14 protein-coding genes and 1 pseudogene are annotated in these 16523 nt (G+C 64.2%); 5 read left to right on the top strand and 10 right to left on the bottom strand.

The genetic code is table 11. The annotated features are described in order from the left end of the window. Nucleotides 1-64 precede the first annotated feature (64 nt). Both V2I30_RS03595 and V2I30_RS03590 read left to right on the top strand, forming a co-directional pair. Nucleotides 65-1291: an acetyl-CoA C-acetyltransferase gene (locus V2I30_RS03595; RefSeq protein ID WP_330660703.1), complete on the top strand. Its 1227-nt coding sequence runs from the start codon at nt 65-67 to the stop codon at nt 1289-1291. Continuing rightward, nucleotides 1288-2136, top strand: coding sequence for an FAS1-like dehydratase domain-containing protein (locus tag V2I30_RS03590; RefSeq protein ID WP_330660702.1), 849 nt, complete (start codon nt 1288-1290; stop codon nt 2134-2136). The genes V2I30_RS03595 and V2I30_RS03590 overlap by 4 nt, the downstream gene beginning before the upstream one ends. On the opposite strand, the gene V2I30_RS03585 is transcribed toward V2I30_RS03590, so the two are convergent. From V2I30_RS03585 to ppk2, 3 genes are all read right to left on the bottom strand, one after another. Next, the gene (locus tag V2I30_RS03585) at nt 2133-2336 is read right to left on the bottom strand and encodes a toxin-antitoxin system HicB family antitoxin (protein ID WP_330660701.1); all 204 of its coding nucleotides are present in this window, start codon (nt 2334-2336) and stop codon (nt 2133-2135) included. The genes V2I30_RS03590 and V2I30_RS03585 overlap by 4 nt on opposite strands. 24 nt (nt 2337-2360) lie before the next feature. Further along, on the bottom strand, nt 2361-3290 hold the full coding sequence (locus V2I30_RS03580) for an SPFH domain-containing protein (protein ID WP_442896898.1): 930 nt from the start codon (nt 3288-3290) through the stop codon (nt 2361-2363). A gap of 89 nt (nt 3291-3379) precedes the next feature. Further along, nucleotides 3380-4150, bottom strand: coding sequence for a polyphosphate kinase 2 (ppk2, locus tag V2I30_RS03575; RefSeq protein ID WP_330660700.1), 771 nt, complete (start codon nt 4148-4150; stop codon nt 3380-3382). A gap of 59 nt (nt 4151-4209) precedes the next feature. Here ppk2 and phhA point away from each other — a divergent pair, with 59 nt between their 5' ends. Next, entirely contained in the window at nt 4210-5148 is a 939-nt protein-coding gene (gene phhA / locus V2I30_RS03570; protein ID WP_330660699.1) for a phenylalanine 4-monooxygenase, read from the top strand. 23 nt (nt 5149-5171) lie between these two features. Here the strand turns inward: phhA and V2I30_RS03565 are convergent, their stop codons facing one another. The 4 genes from V2I30_RS03565 to V2I30_RS03550 all read right to left on the bottom strand — a co-directional run bounded on the left by V2I30_RS03565 (nt 5172) and on the right by V2I30_RS03550 (nt 10619). Continuing rightward, nucleotides 5172-5429, bottom strand: coding sequence for a hypothetical protein (locus tag V2I30_RS03565; protein ID WP_330660698.1), 258 nt, complete (start codon nt 5427-5429; stop codon nt 5172-5174). A 3-nt stretch (nt 5430-5432) separates the two neighbouring features. Continuing rightward, complete coding sequence (locus tag V2I30_RS03560) at nt 5433-6290, bottom strand: undecaprenyl-diphosphate phosphatase (RefSeq protein WP_330660696.1); 858 nt, start codon at nt 6288-6290, stop codon at nt 5433-5435. A 192-nt stretch (nt 6291-6482) separates the two neighbouring features. Next, nucleotides 6483-8663, bottom strand: a complete 2181-nt coding sequence (locus tag V2I30_RS03555) for a M13 family metallopeptidase (RefSeq protein ID WP_330660695.1) — start codon at nt 8661-8663, stop codon at nt 6483-6485. 114 nt (nt 8664-8777) lie between these two features. Next, entirely contained in the window at nt 8778-10619 is a 1842-nt protein-coding gene (locus V2I30_RS03550) for an ABC transporter transmembrane domain-containing protein (protein WP_330660694.1), read from the bottom strand. A 180-nt stretch (nt 10620-10799) separates the two neighbouring features. Here V2I30_RS03550 and V2I30_RS03545 point away from each other — a divergent pair, with 180 nt between their 5' ends. Beyond that, a complete protein-coding gene (locus tag V2I30_RS03545; protein ID WP_330660693.1) occupies nt 10800-12071 on the top strand; it encodes a polyhydroxyalkanoate depolymerase in 1272 nt (423 codons plus the stop codon). A gap of 116 nt (nt 12072-12187) precedes the next feature. Continuing rightward, complete coding sequence (locus V2I30_RS03540; protein WP_330660692.1) at nt 12188-12991, top strand: hypothetical protein; 804 nt, start codon at nt 12188-12190, stop codon at nt 12989-12991. Between the two features lie 30 nt (nt 12992-13021). Here V2I30_RS03540 and V2I30_RS03535 read toward each other — a convergent pair whose 3' ends face one another. The 3 genes and pseudogenes from V2I30_RS03535 to V2I30_RS03525 all read right to left on the bottom strand — a co-directional run bounded on the left by V2I30_RS03535 (nt 13022) and on the right by V2I30_RS03525 (nt 16406). Then, nucleotides 13022-14443 carry an MFS transporter gene (locus V2I30_RS03535; RefSeq protein ID WP_330660691.1) on the bottom strand — a complete coding sequence of 474 codons (1422 nt, stop codon included), beginning with the start codon at nt 14441-14443 and terminating at the stop codon, nt 13022-13024. Between the two features lie 23 nt (nt 14444-14466). Further along, nucleotides 14467-15449 (bottom strand): annotated as a pseudogene (locus V2I30_RS03530) (DUF5996 family protein). 36 nt (nt 15450-15485) lie between these two features. Continuing rightward, a complete protein-coding gene (locus V2I30_RS03525) occupies nt 15486-16406 on the bottom strand; it encodes an alpha/beta hydrolase (protein WP_330660690.1) in 921 nt (306 codons plus the stop codon). Nucleotides 16407-16523: the final 117 nt, after the last annotated feature.

Below are 16523 nucleotides of genomic sequence, written 5' to 3'. Positions count from 1 at the left end.
CATCGATGCAGGCACCGTCGCGCTCAGCGACAAAGACAAAGTATACAACCGCTAAGGAACGGGCATGACCAGAAGAGCCGCCATCGTATCGCCCCTGCGCACGCCCGTGGGCAAGTTCCTCGGCGGGCTGTCGAGCCTCAACGCGGGCGAACTCGGCGCGATCATCCTCAAAGCGCTGGTCAAGCGCAGCGGCATCGACCCTGAGCGTGTCGATGATGTCGTGTTCTCGCAAGGCTACGGCAATGCCGAAGCGCCCGCCATCGGGCACTGGTCGTGGCTTGCGGCAGGGCTGCCGCTCGAAGTGCCCGGCTACCAGCTCGACCGGCGCTGCGGTTCGGGCCTTCAGGCGGTCGCCAACGCCGCGATGATGGTCGAAACCGGCATGGCGGATGTTGTTGTCGCTGGCGGATGCGAGAGCATGTCCAATGTCGAGCATTACACCCTGCAAGGACGCGGCGGCGCACGGATGGGCGACATCACGCTCCACGATCGCCTGTCGCGCGGGCGGGTCATGAGCCAACCAATCGAGCGCTTCGGGATCATCACCGGGATGATCGAGACGGCCGAGAACCTCGCCAAGGATTACGAAATTAGCCGCGAGGAGGCCGATGCCTATGCGGTTCGCTCGCATCAGAACGCCGCGGCGGCCTGGGAAGCGGGCAGGTTCGACGATCATCTTGTGCCGGTCGAGGTCCCGCAACGGCGCGGCGACCCGGTCCTGTTCGAACGCGACGAGGGTTTCCGCGCCGACGCCTCGATGGAAACGCTGGGCAACCTGCACCCCATCGATCAGAAGCGCGATCCCGATGCCATCGTCACCGCAGGCAATGCCAGCCAGCAGAACGATGCGGCCGCGGCGTGCCTGGTGGTAGCAGAGGACAAGCTGGACGAATTGGATCTTACGCCGTCGCTCTGGTTCGGTGGTTGGGCAGCGGCAGGCTGCGATCCATCGCGCATGGGGATCGGCCCGGTCCCCGCCGTGGAGCGCCTGTTCGAGCGGCGCGGGTACGACTGGGATCAGATCGATCTCGTCGAACTCAACGAGGCTTTCGCACCGCAAGTGCTCGCTGTTCTTAAGGGCTGGGGCTGGTCCGAAGACGACAGCCGCCGCGATATGCTCAACGTCAACGGTTCGGGCATTTCGTTAGGCCACCCCATCGGCGCCACCGGCGGGCGAATCCTCGCCGACATGGCGGCCGAAATGCACCGCCGCGAAGCGCGCTATTGCCTCGAAACCATGTGTATCGGCGGCGGACAGGGCATCGCAGCCGTGTTCGAGCGCGCGGTTTGAGCGATTGGGACGCCTGGATCGGGCGCGAGGACCGGTGCTCCGACCGGCTCGATGAGAGCCTCGCCGAACGCTGGCTTGGGACCTTCGACCTGCCGATGCCGCATCCGGCAATCATGCCGCAGGGCATTCATTTCGCACTTTGTACACCCGAAGCGCCGACAGCGAAGCTGGGCAGGGACGGACATCCGCAGCGCGATGAAAGCGAGGACAGCTTCCTTCCGCCCATCCCCCTGCCGCGTCGCATGTGGGCGTCGAGCGCGATCGACTTTATCGCACCAATCGTCACAGGTGCGGTCATCCAGCGCACCAGTCGCATTGCGTCGATCACCGAGAAGACCGGGAGCAGCGGCTCGCTCGCCTTCGTCGAAATAGAGCACGAGACCAAAGCCAATGGCACGCTTTCGGTGCGCGAAACTCAGACGCTGGTCTATCGCGAGGCCGCCGTGCCCGATGCACCGCTTTCCCCGCCGGAGCCTGGCAAGGAGCGGTTCGACAAAAGCGTGTGGGACACGGTTCGCGCGCTCACGCCGGATACACGGCTTCTCTTTCGCTATTCGGCGCTGACATTCAACGCGCACCGCATCCATTACGATGCGCCCTATGCGCGCGGGGAAGAACGGTATCGCGGGCTCGTTGTCCACGGCCCGCTGATCGCGAGCTTGCTTCTGCAACTTGCGGCAAGCGAGCTCGGCGAGAACAAGCTGCAACATTTCGAGTTTCGCGGTGTGTCGCCAGCGATTGCAGGCGATCTCCTGTTCCTGGCCATGCGCGACGCCGGCGAGGGTTATGAACTCGGCGCGTTTGCGTCGGACGGACGGCAGGTGATGGCCGCAAAGGCCGCCTAGTCCCCATCGGCAGGCGGCCGCCCGCGTCTCGGTGGTTTCGTCCGTCCCACTTCGATCCCCCGCCGCTCCAGCGCTTCGCGCAGCAACATCTCGATCTGCGCGTTGGCCGAGCGGAGCTCCGCGCCTGCCAGCCGCTCGACCGCGGCGTGAACCGCCGGGTCGAGCCGCAAGGCAAAGGCCTTCTTTTTGGGTGCAGCCATGGCTGCCTCCTCGCGCGTGCCGGGTTACTGGTAGAGCGTGCCGGTGTTGACGACCGGATGGGCCTCGCGGTCGCCGCACAGCACCACCAGCAGGTTCGAGACCATCGCCGCCTTGCGCTCCTCGTCGAGCTCGATTATATTGTCGCGCGAGAGTTTTTGCAGTGCGTCCTCGACCATCGACACCGCGCCCAGCACGACCTTCTGCCGCGCGGCGATAACCGCATCGGCCTGCTGGCGGCGCAGCATCGCGCCGGCGATCTCGGACGCATAGGCGAGGTGGGTGAGACCGGCTTCGTCGACCTCGATCCCAGCCACCTCGAGCCGTTCGTTGAGTTCGACGCGCAGTTCGCGGCTGACCACATCGGCGCTGCCGCGCAGGGTCGTCTCGTCCTCGTCCGACATGTCGTCATAAGGATGGCGGGCGCCGACCGTGCGCAGGCCCGCCTCGATCTGGATGTTCACGAATTCCTTGTAATCGTCGACGTCGAACACCGCCTGCGCCGTATCCTTTACACGCCACACGACATTGCACGCTACCTCGATCGGGTTGCCGCGCAGATCGTTGATCTTGACCTTGTCGGAATGGATGTTGATCGCGCGCACGGAAACCTTGTTGCGCATCATCCATGGCCAGACCCAGTGCAGCCCCTCGCGCCGGACGGTGCCGCGATATTCGCCGAACAGGGTGATGACCGCAGACTGGTTCGGCTGGATCATGAAGAAGCCGCAGATGACGAAGGTGAAGCCGATCGCGCCGGCGATCAGGCTCGGCAAGACGACGCCCGGTTCGGGGAAGGCCAGAGCGAGCGCGCCCGGCACGGCGAGCGTCGCCAACAGGACGATCAGCAGGACATAGCCATTATAGGTGTTGGCGCCCGTTTCCCGGCTGGGCGTGCGCGGCGCGCCCGCGTCGCTGCCGGTGGACGGCATGGGGGCGGAGGGGAGGTCGGACATGTCGGGCGGCTCCTGCGTTGCGATATAAATACGATATCATATTTATATCGCAGCGGGTTGCCCGTCAAGCGAGAGCAAGCCGTCCGCCGCTAGGCTTGCTGATAGGGGGTGATCGGTTCGACCAGCCCATATTGCTCGCGCGCCGGTTCGCGCTCCAGTTCGGGAAAGTCGATGGGCGGCGGCTCGCAATGCGTATCGGGTAGCCGGTCGAGCAGATCGCGGATCAGCGTTAGCCGCCCTTGCTTTTGATCGTTGAAATCGACCAGTGTCCAGGGCGCATGATCGGTGTGAGTCGCCGCCAGCATCGCCTCGCGCGCGTGGGTGTAGGCATCGTATTTCCCGCGGGCCGCGAGATCGACCGGCGACAATTTCCAGCGCTTGAGCGGATCTTCCAGCCGTTCCCTCAGCCGCTCCTCCTGCTGCGCCTGATCGGTCGTCAGCCAGTATTTGAACAGCAGGATGCCGTCTTCGACGAGCATCCGCTCGAAGCGCGGCGCGGCCGCAAGAAACGCTTGCACCTGCGCCTCGGTGGCATAGCCCATCACTCGCTCGACCCCGGCGCGATTATACCAGCTGCGATCGAACAGCACAATTTCTCCCGCGCTCGGCAGATGCGCGACGTAGCGTTGGAAATACCACTGCGTGCGCTCGGCTTCACTCGGCTTGCCCAGCGCCACCGTGCGGCATTGCCGCGGGTTCAGCTTGTCGCGCACCGCGCGGATTGCACCGCCCTTGCCCGCCGTGTCGCGCCCTTCGAACAGCACGACGATGCGTTGCCCGGTCACACGGGCCCACCGCGCCATCGCCACCAGTTCCTGCGTCATGGGTTCGAGCGCGGCCTTGTATTGTTTGCCCTTCATGCGCGGTCCCTCCTTCGCATTTGGCGTTTGACGCAGCTGCGCCTATCTTCGTCCGTATTATGGCGACACTTGCACAACCCGAACAGGATTTCAGCCACCTGCCCGATCTGCCCGGCGACGTTTTCACCGCGCCTTTGAAGCGCCCCGACCATGTCGGTGAGGATTGGCTGGAGCCGAAGCAGACCGATTATAGGAGCGAGGATCACAAGGTCTGGGACGATCTGTTCGCGCGCCAGATGGAAGTGCTGCCGGGCCGCGCCGCGAGCGCTTTCATGGATGGCCTCGAGAAGCTGGATTTAGGCCGGGGCGGCGTGCCCGAATTCGGCGCGATGTCCGAGGAACTGCGCAAGCTCACCGGATGGAGCGTCGTGCCCGTGCCCATGCTGATACCCGATCACGTCTTCTTCTGGCACCTCGCCAATCGCCGCTTCCCCGCGGGCAATTTCATCCGCACGCGCGAAACCTTCGACTACATCCAGGAACCCGACGTCTTTCACGACGTCTTCGGCCATGTCCCGATGCTGACCGATCCGACCTTCGCCGATTACATGCAGGAATATGGCCGCGCCGGATGGAAGGCGATGCGCTACAACCGGTTGAAGGCGTTGGGCGCGCTCTATTGGTACACGGTCGAGTTCGGCCTGATAGAGGAAGCGGACGGCATCCGCGCATACGGCGCCGGCATCCTCTCCGGTCCTACGGAAGCGAAATTCGCGGTCGAGGCCGAAAGCCCCAACCGTATCATGCTCAATGTCGACCGGGTGATGCGCACCGATTACGTCATCAGCGACCTGCAGCCGACCTATTTCGTGATCGAGAGCTTCGAGGATCTCTACCGCCAGACGGTGACGCGCGATTTCGACAAGCTCTATCGTAGCCTCGCCCCCGGCTTCACCTATGCCAATTCGGCGATCATCGACGTCGATCACGTCGTGCAGCGCGGCACGCAGGAATATCACCTGCGCGGTGGGCGCGGCAGCGGGGCGGCGCCGATCTAGCGCGTTCTCAGGCCACCCCTGAATCAGACCGCTATGTCGCGGGTCAGAAAGACGTAGGCGCCGATGACGGCGGCGATCGCCGCGACAAGGCCAATGCCCGCCGCAAGCCAGCTGAGCGAACCCAGGAACGTCCCGCCATTGGCGATCAGCCCGGCGACGAGCGCGGTCGCCATGCCGACGCCCATCATCTTCAGGATCGCCCCCGCTGCCTCGACGCGCAGCGCAATGGAGCCGAACCATCCGGTGAGGCCGCCGATGATGAGGAGGAGGAAGAGCGCCATTGCCTAGAAGAAATAGAACAAGCCTATGCCCATCGCCACCCTGTAGAGCACGAATACCGACATCGAGGCGCGTTTGAGGAAGTTCATGAGGAAGGCCATCGTTGCGAATGCCGCGATGAAGGTCAGCACGCCCGCCACCAGCGCGTCCCAGGCGAGCGCGGTGCCCGCCTCGAAAATCTCCGGCACGATCAGCACGCCCGCGCCCGCCACCGCGGGGATCGAAAGCAGGAAGGAGAAGCGCGCCGCCTCGACCCGCTGATAGCCAAGGAAGCGGGCCATCGTCATGGTGACGCCCGAACGGCTCGTCCCCGGAATGATGGCCAGCGCCTGGGCAAGGCCGACCAGCAAGCCGTCGCGCCAGGTCATGTCCTCGAACACCTTGGTCTCGCGCCCGATCCAGTCGGCGAGGCCCAGCAGAATGCCGTAGAAGATGAGGTTGAAGGCGATGAGATCGGTGAAGCGGATCGAGGACATGAGGTCATCGTCGACCACCGTGATCCCGAACCATGTCTCAGCCACATTGTTGAACGCGCCGAGCTTGATCGCGAGGCCGAAGACGACCGCCGGAATGGTGCCGAGCACGATCCACCAGAACAACCGCCGCTCTGCGGGCGCGCCGGGTCTGTCGGCGCCCACCCCGATACTGGCGAAGCCGCCACGCGCGAGGACCAGCACGTCCTTGAAGAAATAGACGATGATCGCGAGCAGCGAACCGACATGGACCGCGACGTCGATCAGCGGCCCCTGATCAGGGAAGTCGGTCAGATAGGGAATCAGGATCAGATGCCCCGACGAGGAGATCGGCAGGAACTCCGTGATCCCTTGGACGATGGCGATGATGAGAAGCTGGAGGAAAGTCATCGCCACGCGCCTTTGGCGGGCGCGCGGCGAGTGTCAAGCGTGGGTGTGATGGCATCTTTCCATGTCATCCCCGCCCTTCGACAGGGCTCAGGATAAACCGCCGCGCGCGGCGAGCGGGGACCCAGGGCCAAGTCGCGCTGCATCGCCCTGGGTTCCCGCTTTCGCGGGAGAGACAGGATTTGAGAAAACCCCCTACCAGATCGAGATGCGATCCTCGGGCGGCAGATACAGCTCGTCGTCCGGCGTCACATTGAACGCCTCGTACCACGCATCGAGATGGCGCACCGCATTGTTGAGGCGGAATTCGCCCGGCGGGTGGTTCGCGGTCATGACGCGGTTGCGCAGGCTCTCCTCGCGCTCCATTCCGCGCCAGATCTGCGCGAAGCCCAGGAAGAAGCGCTGGTCGCCGGTCAGGCCGTCGATCACCGGCGCCTCTTCGCCATTGAGGCTCATCTTGTAGGCGCGGTAGGCCATCTGCAGACCGACGACGTCGCCTAAAGTCTCACCCATCGACTGGCCGGCGCGCAGACAGACGGGACCTTCGGGGCTGTCGACCGGGCAATAGGCCTCGATGAACTCGCCCATCTTGCTGGTGAATTGCTCGAAGCCTTCGCGGTCCTCGGCCTGCCACCAATTGCGAAGCGTGCCGGTCGAATCGAATTGCGAGCCCTGATCGTCATAACCGTGGCCGATCTCGTGCCCGATCACCGCGCCGATACCGCCATAATTGACCGCCGGATCGGCATTCGCATTGAAAAAAGGCGGCTGGAGGATCGCGGCGGGGAAGACGATGCGGTTGGTAAGCGGCGAATAATAGGCGTTCACCGTCTGCGGCGTCATGCCCCATTCGCTCGGGTCGACCTTGGTGCCGAGGCGCGAGCGCATTTCCTCGTCCCACCATTTCGCCGCCGAAACAGCGTTCGCGACCGGATCATCGGCGCGGATTGCCATCCCATCATAGGTCTTGAACTCATCCGGATAGCCGATCATCGGCACGAAGCCTTCGAGCTTGGTGCGCGCTTCGGCGATGGTCGCCTCGGTCATCCATTCGTTGCGGTCGAGCGCTTCGTTCATGCTCCTGGTGAGATTTGCGACCAGCTCGTCCATCCGCGCCTTCGATTCGGGCGGGAAATATTCGGCCACGTAAAGCGCGCCGAGTTGTTCGCCCAATGCCTGTTCGACCGCGGAAATGCCGCGCTTCCAGCGCTCCTGCTGCTCTTCCTGACCATTGATCGTGCGGCCGTAAAAATCGAAAGTGGCTTCATCGAGATCGCTTGACAGCAGCGGTGCGAGGCCGCGCAGCATCGACTTTGCCATATAGGCCTTGAGCGTCGGCAGCGAGGTATCGGTCAGAAGCTCCATCATCGCTGGCAGGCCGCCGCCGATCATTTCGAGCTGTGCCGGCGTGATGCCGAGCGCTTCGATCTCTTCCTGGGTCGGCGGCAGTTGGCGCACGAGGAAGCGCGTCTGCCCGGTGAGCTGCGCACCTTCGAGTACGGCGTCGATCGGGAAGTCGCCCGCCATTTCGGCAAGGTCTTCGGGCGTCAGTTCGTTATAGGTGAGCTGCGGCATGCGCAGGATCTGGCGCGCCCATTCAAGCTCCGCGACCTTCGTCTCGAAGGCGTAGACTGCCTCGGCCGCGCCGCGCGCATCGGAATAGCCCGCAGCCGTCAGCACCGTCGTCAGATAGTCCTTGTACTTCTCGCGGATCTCCAGATTGCTCTCGGAATCGACGAGGTAATAGTCGCGGTCAGGAAGGCCCATGCCGTCGAAATTAATGCCTACGGCATAGTCGGTCGGGTTGCGGGCATCGATGGTGACGCCGGCGCTGACCAATGCGGGGAAAGCGGACTGATTGCCGACGCGCATGAGCGCGGCCAGGTCCTGTGCACCCATGATCTGCGACAGGTAAGGCTGGGCGGGCGCAAGGCCGGAAGCGTCGATCGCGCGCACGTCCATGAAGGAGTTGTAGGCATCGACGATCCGGCGCGCCTGGGTGCCCGGAGCCGGATCGGAGGCGACCAGGTCCTCGACGAGCTTGCGTACGTCCTGCGTCGCGCCTTCGCGCAGCATGTCGAACGCGCCGTAACGCTGGCGGTCGGCGGGGATCTCGTTCGCCGCGATCCACTTGCCGTTGACATAGGCGTTGAAGTCGTCGCCCGGATCGACTTCTGCGTCGATCGTATCGAGCCCGACGCCCCAGCTGCCGAAGTCCATCGTCGGTGCTGAGTTTTCGTCGCCGCCCATCTCCTCATGCGCTTCGAGCTTGCCGATCTCGTCGCCCGGCAGGCCGTGGGTTTCATGGGCGGCAGCGGCGCCGGAAAGAGCGAGTGCGGCGGTTCCTGCGAGCAGGAGCGTGGTTGTGCGGATCATATGGCGTCGGTCCCTTATATTTGTCTTGTGCGATGAGTGGCTTAGCCGTGGCGGCGCTGGAAGGGTGTCATCTGTCGCCCGGCAAATGCGCTTCGTCGAAAAAATGCCTACGCCCTAGGCCGCTTCGGCTGCGAATTGCAGCGTGGCGAGGCGGGCATAGAGGCCGGCGGCGGCGGTGAGTTCGGCGTGGGTGCCCTGTTCGACGATCGCGCCGTCTTCGAGCACCACGATCCGGTCCGCCGCGCGTACAGTGGCGAGCCTGTGCGCGATGACCAGCGTGGTGCGGTCCTTCATCAACTCCTCGAGCGCCTGCTGCACCAGCTGCTCGCTTTCCGCGTCCAGTGCGCTCGTGGCCTCGTCGAGCAACAGGATCGGGGCATCGCGCAGCAGCGCGCGGGCAATCGCGATGCGCTGTTGCTGCCCGCCGGAAAGCTGCGTGCCGCCTTCGCCCAGATAGGTGTCGAGCCCGCGGGGCAGCGCCTTCAGAAAGCCTTCAGCATTAGCTGCGCGCGCCGCCTCCCAGATTTCCTCGTCGCTCGCATCCCATTTGCCGTATCGCAGATTGTCGCGCGCATCGGCGCTGAAGAGCACGCCGTCCTGCGGCACGAAGGCGAGCCGATCGCGGATATTGGCGGGGTCCGCCTTGGTCAGCGGCACGCCGTCGAGGCGAATGGTGCCGACCTGCGGATCGTAGAAGCGCTCCATCAGCTGAAAAATCGTCGATTTGCCCGCGCCCGAAGGGCCGACGATGGCGACGGTTTCGCCCGGCTCGATCTCGAGGCTGAAATCCCTGAGCGCAGGCACTTCGGGCCGCGCCGGATAGCGGAAGGTGACGTTGCGAAAGGATAGGCTGCCGCGCGGCGGTTCGGGCAATTTCTCGGGCCGGGCCGGGGGCGCGATGGCGGGCCGCGCTTCGAGCAGTTCGGCCAGCCGGCTCGCCGCGCCAGCGCCGCGCAGCAGATCGCCGTAAACCTCGGTCAGCGAGCCAAACGATCCGGCGACCAGCCCGCCGGTGATGACGAAAGCGGCGATGGTTCCGCCGCTGATCGTCCCGTCCGCCACCGCCAGCGCGCCGCGCCACATGACCAGCGTGATCCCGCCGAAGATCAGCAGGATGACGATCGAAGTCATCGCCGCGCGCAGCACGATGCGCCGACGCGCGGTGTCGAAGGTGCGCTCTACCACCGCACCGAACCGGTCGCCCTCGCGCCGCTCCTGCCCGAAGCTCTGCACCACCTTCATCGCCGAGAGCACTTCGGTGACATAGGCGCCGACATCGGCCACGCGGTCCTGGTTGGAGCGCGACACGCTGCGGATCTTGCGCCCGAAAAAGACGATCGGGGCGAGCACCAGCGGGATGCCGAGAAGCAGCCCCATCGTAAGGGTGGGCGCCAGATAGAGCAGCAGCAGCGTGCCCCCGATCGCGGTCAGCGTGTTGCGCAAGGCGATCGAGACGGTCGTTCCCACCACCGTTTCGATGATCGCTGTGTCCGAGGTCATCCGGCTGGAGATTTCCTTGGGACTGTTTTCCTCGTAGAAACCGGGCGAGAGGCGCATCAGGTTGCGCTGCACCTTCAGCCGGATATCGGCGACCACGCGCTCGCCGATCCAGCTGACGAAATAGAAACGCATCGCCGTCCCGATGCCGAGGATGACGACGATCATCAGCAGATATTGAAAGGCGTGGCCGATATCCTCGGCGCTCGCCCCGCCGCCGAACGCCTCGTCGATAATCACCTTGAAGCGCCAAGGGATCGCCAGCGTCGCCGCCGCGGTCGTCAACAGCGCGAGCAGCGCCCAACCGATCTGCGCGGGATATTTGCCGGCCTCGCGATAGACCATGCGCAGCGGCGCGAGCGAGCGCGATTTGCGCGACTTCGGCTCGTCTTGTGTCGCTTCGGCGCCCGCATCCGCCGCGCGAAGCTTTGTCGCATCACTATTCGCTGCCCCGTCCATAGCGGCAAAGACCTAGTCGCTGGCCCGGCAAATTTCACGTGCAAAAATTGCGCGTGCGCCGGGGGCAGGAGCTCCCGTCAGGCTTTGTGCGTTGCACAATGGGGCAAAGCCGTCCATGATCGAGGGCAATTGCAGACGCCGCGTGTGGGGTCGCACGCCAAACGCAGAAACGGGGCAGACATGCTTTACAAGGCCTATGAACTCCAGCGCAGCTGGCTCAATTCGGTGAGCACCGTTGCCTCGCTGAGCTCCGAATTGCTCGCCCATCCGGCCAATCCATGGAGCCGCGTGGGCCTTGGCCCGATGGCCGCCAATGCCTTCGACGTCCTCGCCCATGCGACCGCGCCTTACGGGAAGCCTGCTTTCAATATCACCGAGGCCACAGTTGATGGGGCGATACACTCTGTAATTGAATCCACGGTTCTCAACCGCCCCTTCGGCGATCTCAAGCGCTTCCGCGTCGAAGGGATCGACATCGTCGACGGCGAAGCGACCGCCCGGCGACCCAAGCTGCTGATCGTCGCGCCGATGAGCGGGCACTTCGCAACGCTCCTTCGCGGCACGGTCGCACGCATGCTCGAAAGCTGCGAGGTCTACATCACCGATTGGGCCGATGCGAAGACGGTGCCGGTGCATGAGGGGCATTTCGACCTCGACGACTACATCGATTATCTGATCGAATTTCTCGAATATATCGCTGCGCAATCGGGCAGCGAGCGCGGCAAGGCGAGCCGCCCGCACATGATGGCGGTGTGCCAGCCTTCGGTCCCCGCCTTTGCGGCAACCTCGCTTCTCAACCAGCGCAAATCACCTGCCAGCCCCGACACGCTCACCATGATGGGCGGCCCGATCGACACGCGCGAAAGCCCGACCACGGTCAACGATCATGCGATGACGCGCCCGATCTCGTGGTTCCGCAATTCGGTGATCGCGACGGTCCCGATCCAATATCGCGGCGCGGGGCGGAAGGTCTATCCCGGCTTTATGCAATTGAATGCCTTCATGAGCATGAACCTGCAAAGCCACATGATGAGCCATTACGAGATGTTCAAACATCTGAGCGCGGGCGACGAGGAAAGCGCGCAGGCGACCAAGGATTTCTACGACGAATATCGCGCCGTGTGCGACATGACGGCGGAATTCTATCTGCAGACGGTGGAGGAGGTGTTCCAGAAGCACTCGATCCCCAACGGCACCTTCGAGCACAAGGGCGAGGTCGTGGACCTGTCCGGTATCACCCACACCGCCCTGCTCGCGATCGAGGGCGAACGGGACGACATTTCCGGGCTCGGCCAGACCAAGGCGGCGCTGAAGCTCACGCCAAATCTGCCGAGGGACAAGAAGAAATATTACATGGCCGAAGGCGCTGGCCATTACGGCATCTTCAACGGCAGCCGCTGGCGGACGAAAGTGGCCCCGGTCGTCGAGGAATTCATCGCTGCGCACAGCTGACGAAAGATAGACGAAAAGGTCTATGGATCAGCGGTTTGTGTTAGAGCCTGACAGGACGTGTTAATTCAGCGTTCAGCGGGCGGATGGCTTTCTCCCATGCGGGAGGGTCGGCATTAATGCGCACGCATATTTTTCTCCTCGCAGCGGCCACGGTCGCTCTCGGCGGCTGCGGAAGCGACGAGACCAGGCCGCCGCCGATCGTAGGCCCGGCTCCAACTCCTTCCCCAACCTCGACACCGACGCCCAGTCCCACGCCCAGCCCGAGCCCCATCACCGCGGAGCTGGATTTCGATTTTTCGCAGGGAGAGGACGGTTTTACACCGGTTTTCTCCGAATATCCCGAAGACGCAGACCTCGACATTTACGAGTTCGACGCCGGGATCGAGACCGTTCCCGGCCTCGGCGTGCAAGGCTTCCGCATGTTCTCGGTCAATCGCTCCGACGACGTTTTCATGTTTCTCTGGAAACCGATCGACGGGCTGATCCCGCTTCAGGAATATCGGGTCGAGGCGACGGTGCGCTTCGCCGCCAACGTTCCCCCAGGATGCGTCGGTGCCGGAGGGTCTCCGGGCGGCGTGGTCATTCAGGCGGGCGCTTCGCCGGTTGAGCCGATGTTGGAGGTTTCCACCGATCCGGGCAATGCGGGTCTTCTTGTGCCCAATTTCGAGCACGGCACCCAGAATGCCGACGATGGCAGCCCGTTCTCGATCGGCATCATCGAACAGGTGATCCCCGGCGGCACCTGCGGCGGCTTCGGCCCGTTTCAGGAAAAGGAGCTGTCGACCGATCCCGACAACGCTCCCATCGTCACGACCGACGAGGAGGGGCGGCTCTGGGCATTCATGGGCACCGATTCGAACTGGGAAGGCGAAACGGAAATCTACTGGCTGTCCGGAACTTTCCTTTTCGTGCCGGAATGATCGGCAAATAGCAAAGAAGCACGCGCGCTCCTAGGAGAAGGCGAGCTCGGCCTTTTCGAGCGGCTTCAGGCCGAACCACCCGGTGAGCGCTGCCAAAGCGGCCGCAGCCGCCATAGCGTAGACCGCTCCGTAAAACCCGCCGAACAGCGCCTGCCCGCTCAGCGACAGCACCCCGCCCATCAGCGCCACCGCGATGAGTCCGCCCGTGCGTGAGTCTGCGTTGTTGAGCCCGCTCACCGTCCCCGCATAGCTATCCTCCACCGCCGCCATCACCTCGCTTGTCAGCGGGGCCACGGCAATCGCCATGCCGACACCGATGACGACAAGCGCCGGGAAGACGCTGGTCCAGTAATCGGTCTCCGGCCCGATCCGGAGCGCCAGGAGCAACCCTCCGGTCACGATCAGCGGCCCCACCGAAAGCGGCAGGCGCACTCCGATCCGCTCGGCGAGCCCACCCATCAGCGGGCTACCGAAGCCGATAATGATCGGAAAGGGCATGATCACCAGCCCCGCCATGGTGGGCGAATAGCCGCTACTCTCAATCAGTAGGTAGGGCAGAATGAGCAGCATTGCGCCGAGCGCTCCATAGAGGAGGAAGGTCAGAACATTGCGGCTGACCACGCAGGCCCCGCCGAACAGCGCAAGCGGCATCATCGCCTCATCGCCCTTGCGCTTCTCGATCGCGAAAAACACCGCGAGCATTAAGATACCCAGTAGCGCAGAGGCGATAACGCGCCAGTCCCCCACGCCGCTCGCGCTCCAGAAGGTGAGCGCCAGGGTGATCCCGGTCAGCCCGAGGGTAGCACTGGCTGCGCCCGAATAATCGGTCGCCGCATCGTCGGGACGTTTCACCTCGTCGACCTTCCACCAGGCGAGCGCGAAGGCGAGGATACTGATCGGCACAAGCAGCCAGAAGACTGAAGGCCATCCGAAGGTCTCCACAAGCCAGCCGCCTGCGAACGGCGCTACCGCGCCCGACACCGCCCCTGCCGAGGCCCATGTGCCCACCGCGCGCCCCCGCGCCTCGCCGGAATGGGCACCGTTGAGCAGCGCGAGACTGCTAGGCAGGAGCAGCGCCCCGCCCACGCCCTGTCCCGCGCGTCCGATAATCAGCGCCTCGAGTGTTGGAACGGTCGCACACAGAAGGCTGGCGATCCCGAAGATCACCACCCCCGTCATCAGCACGCGCCGCCTCCCGAACCGATCGCCCAGCGCGCTTCCCAGCATCAGTAACGCAGCGAGCGGCAAAGTGAAGGCATTGACAGCCCACTGCGTCTCCGCCGCGCTCGCACCGAGATCGGAGCGGATCGCGGGCAGCGCGACATTGACGATAGAGCCATTGATAAATGGAAGGCTCGAGGCCGCGACCGACATGGCGAGCACCCAACCGGGCGCGGACTGTTCGCCGCCCTTATCCTCGCCGCAATTCGCATCGCTTGCGGCGCCCGGCACGCAATCGTGGGGCGCCTGATGGCTTATGCGCCGCTGCGATACGCCTCGAGATCGTAGGGCCTGCCGTAATGGACCGCCGGCAGCTCGAGGTCTTCGCGCTCCCAATCGCCCGCTTCGGCGACGGCTTCGTAACTGCGCTGGAGGAAGGATTGCAGCAGGCCGCCCGGATCGCTCGCAGCGCACACTTCGGCATAGGGAAGCACGAACTCGCCAAGCTCCTCGTGCCAGTACGCGCCCGCAATACCTAGATCGACATCGCTCACCCCGTCGGGTGTCGGATAGCCATAGGCGTAGAAGTAGGCCCCCTCGATCCCGCCCCCGCCGAGCCAGAAGCCCGCGCTCGCGACCTCGTGGCTGTAGGCTTCGCGGGTCACGCGGTCGGGGAGGTTGGGAATGCCGCCGGGATGGAGCGGCGCCTCGCGGCCGGAAAACCGTGTGACGGCGAGGTCGAAGCTGCCCCAGAAGAGATGCGAGGGGCTGGACTTGCCGACGAAGAGCCCGCGGAAGGTCTCGAACTCCCGGTCGATGCTGCGAAAAGCGGCGTGGATGCGGCGGATCGTGTCGCCGTCCCAGTGCCGCTCGCGCGTGTCTTCGGCGAAGGGGATGGCGCGTTCGACTTCATTCGGCGCGCCCGAGATGTCGAACCCGACCCCGGCGCGCTTCACCGCTTGCTCGAACTCGGCGAAGAAGTCCGCAACCGTCTGCCGGTAATGGCGACAGTCTGGCGCGAGCCGTCCGATGCATCCACCACCACCTCGCTCGACAGGCAATCGAACAGCACCTCGGCCTCGTGCTCGCCCGCGACCACGGGATAGGTGCGAAAGCCGCGCGGCACCACGCGCAGGGCCAGCTGCCAACCGTGATTGGACCACGCCCGCGCCCTTGTGGGCAGCTTGCCGATCACCTGGAGGTAGGCGTGGCAGGTTTCGATGACCGGCTTGTCGGCGGCGTAATCGAGCTTCGGCCAACGGGCAGGCGACGCGGGCGCTTTCGATGTGGGCAGCATGGGCCACAGCCTTATCACATCGCCCGCGCCCCCACCCTACGGTTTCTGCGGCCAGCTCGATCCGATCGCGGCGGCTTCCTCGCGATAGAAGTGACGCAACGCGTCGCTCATGATGCGCGGGGCGACGGTGTAGTGGTTCTCGCCGTTATAGATACGGCTCTCGATGCTCAGCCCTTCGTAGCCGCGCAAATTCATCCGCTCGATAAAGCGCGCCGTCCCGCTCAGAATGGCGCCTGCATTGAGGAACCACTCATTGCCTTCCTCTCCACCGGCGCCGACGAACAGCTCGACATCGAGCGTATCGTTGGAGCCTGCGAATTCCTCCTCGAGCTTGAATACCGCATCATCGACATTGGCCATGGCAGGGGAGCCGATGATCATGCGGTCGAACGCGTCGGGACGCGCGAATAGGGTGTAGCCTGCGAACAGCCCGCCGAGTGAATGGCCGTGCAAGATATGATCGTCGGCAAAGCGGAATTCATTCGCGAGTTGCGGGCGCAATTCGTCTATAAGGAAGTTCAGGAAGTCCGGCGCGCGGTGCGGGTACGGCGGCAAGGGCGCGACCGAGCGGAAGGCTTCGCGGTTGAGGCCGGGTGCGGAAAAGCCGTCTCCGGGCGGAGAGAACTCCATGATCCGCCTGCCGACACCCGCAAGGCCTTCCTCGGACGGGCTACCGACGCCGATGACGATGACTTCGGGCATCATGTTGCCCGCGACCAGTAAATCTACCGCCGCGATGGCATTGCGCGTCATCAGCGGATCGTCGAGCACCCAGAGCACCGGATAGGTGCGATCCTCTGCAACGCGATAGGTGGCAGGCAGCGCGATCGTCACCGCATGCTCGTAATCGAAAGCTCTGGATTGCACGCGCCGCGTCTCCAGCACCTCCATATTTGCCCGCGCGCCCGGCGTCAGCGCCAGCTGCGGGTTGGCGAGGGCAGGTGAAGCGGCGCTCAAGACAAACGCGGCCAAAGCGGTCGCAAGAATTCGGATCATCGTAACCTCAACAAAAAACGGCCCCGTTCGCCAATGACTTAGCGAACGGGGCCGGGTGGCGATTGTGTTTGTCGACCT

Origin of the sequence: Erythrobacter sp. (assembly GCF_036351135.1) — a bacterium.
Classification (GTDB): Bacteria; Pseudomonadota; Alphaproteobacteria; order Sphingomonadales; family Sphingomonadaceae; genus Erythrobacter.
The sequence above is the reverse complement of the archived record's forward strand: the minus strand, read 5'-3'. Positions and strand labels throughout refer to the sequence as shown.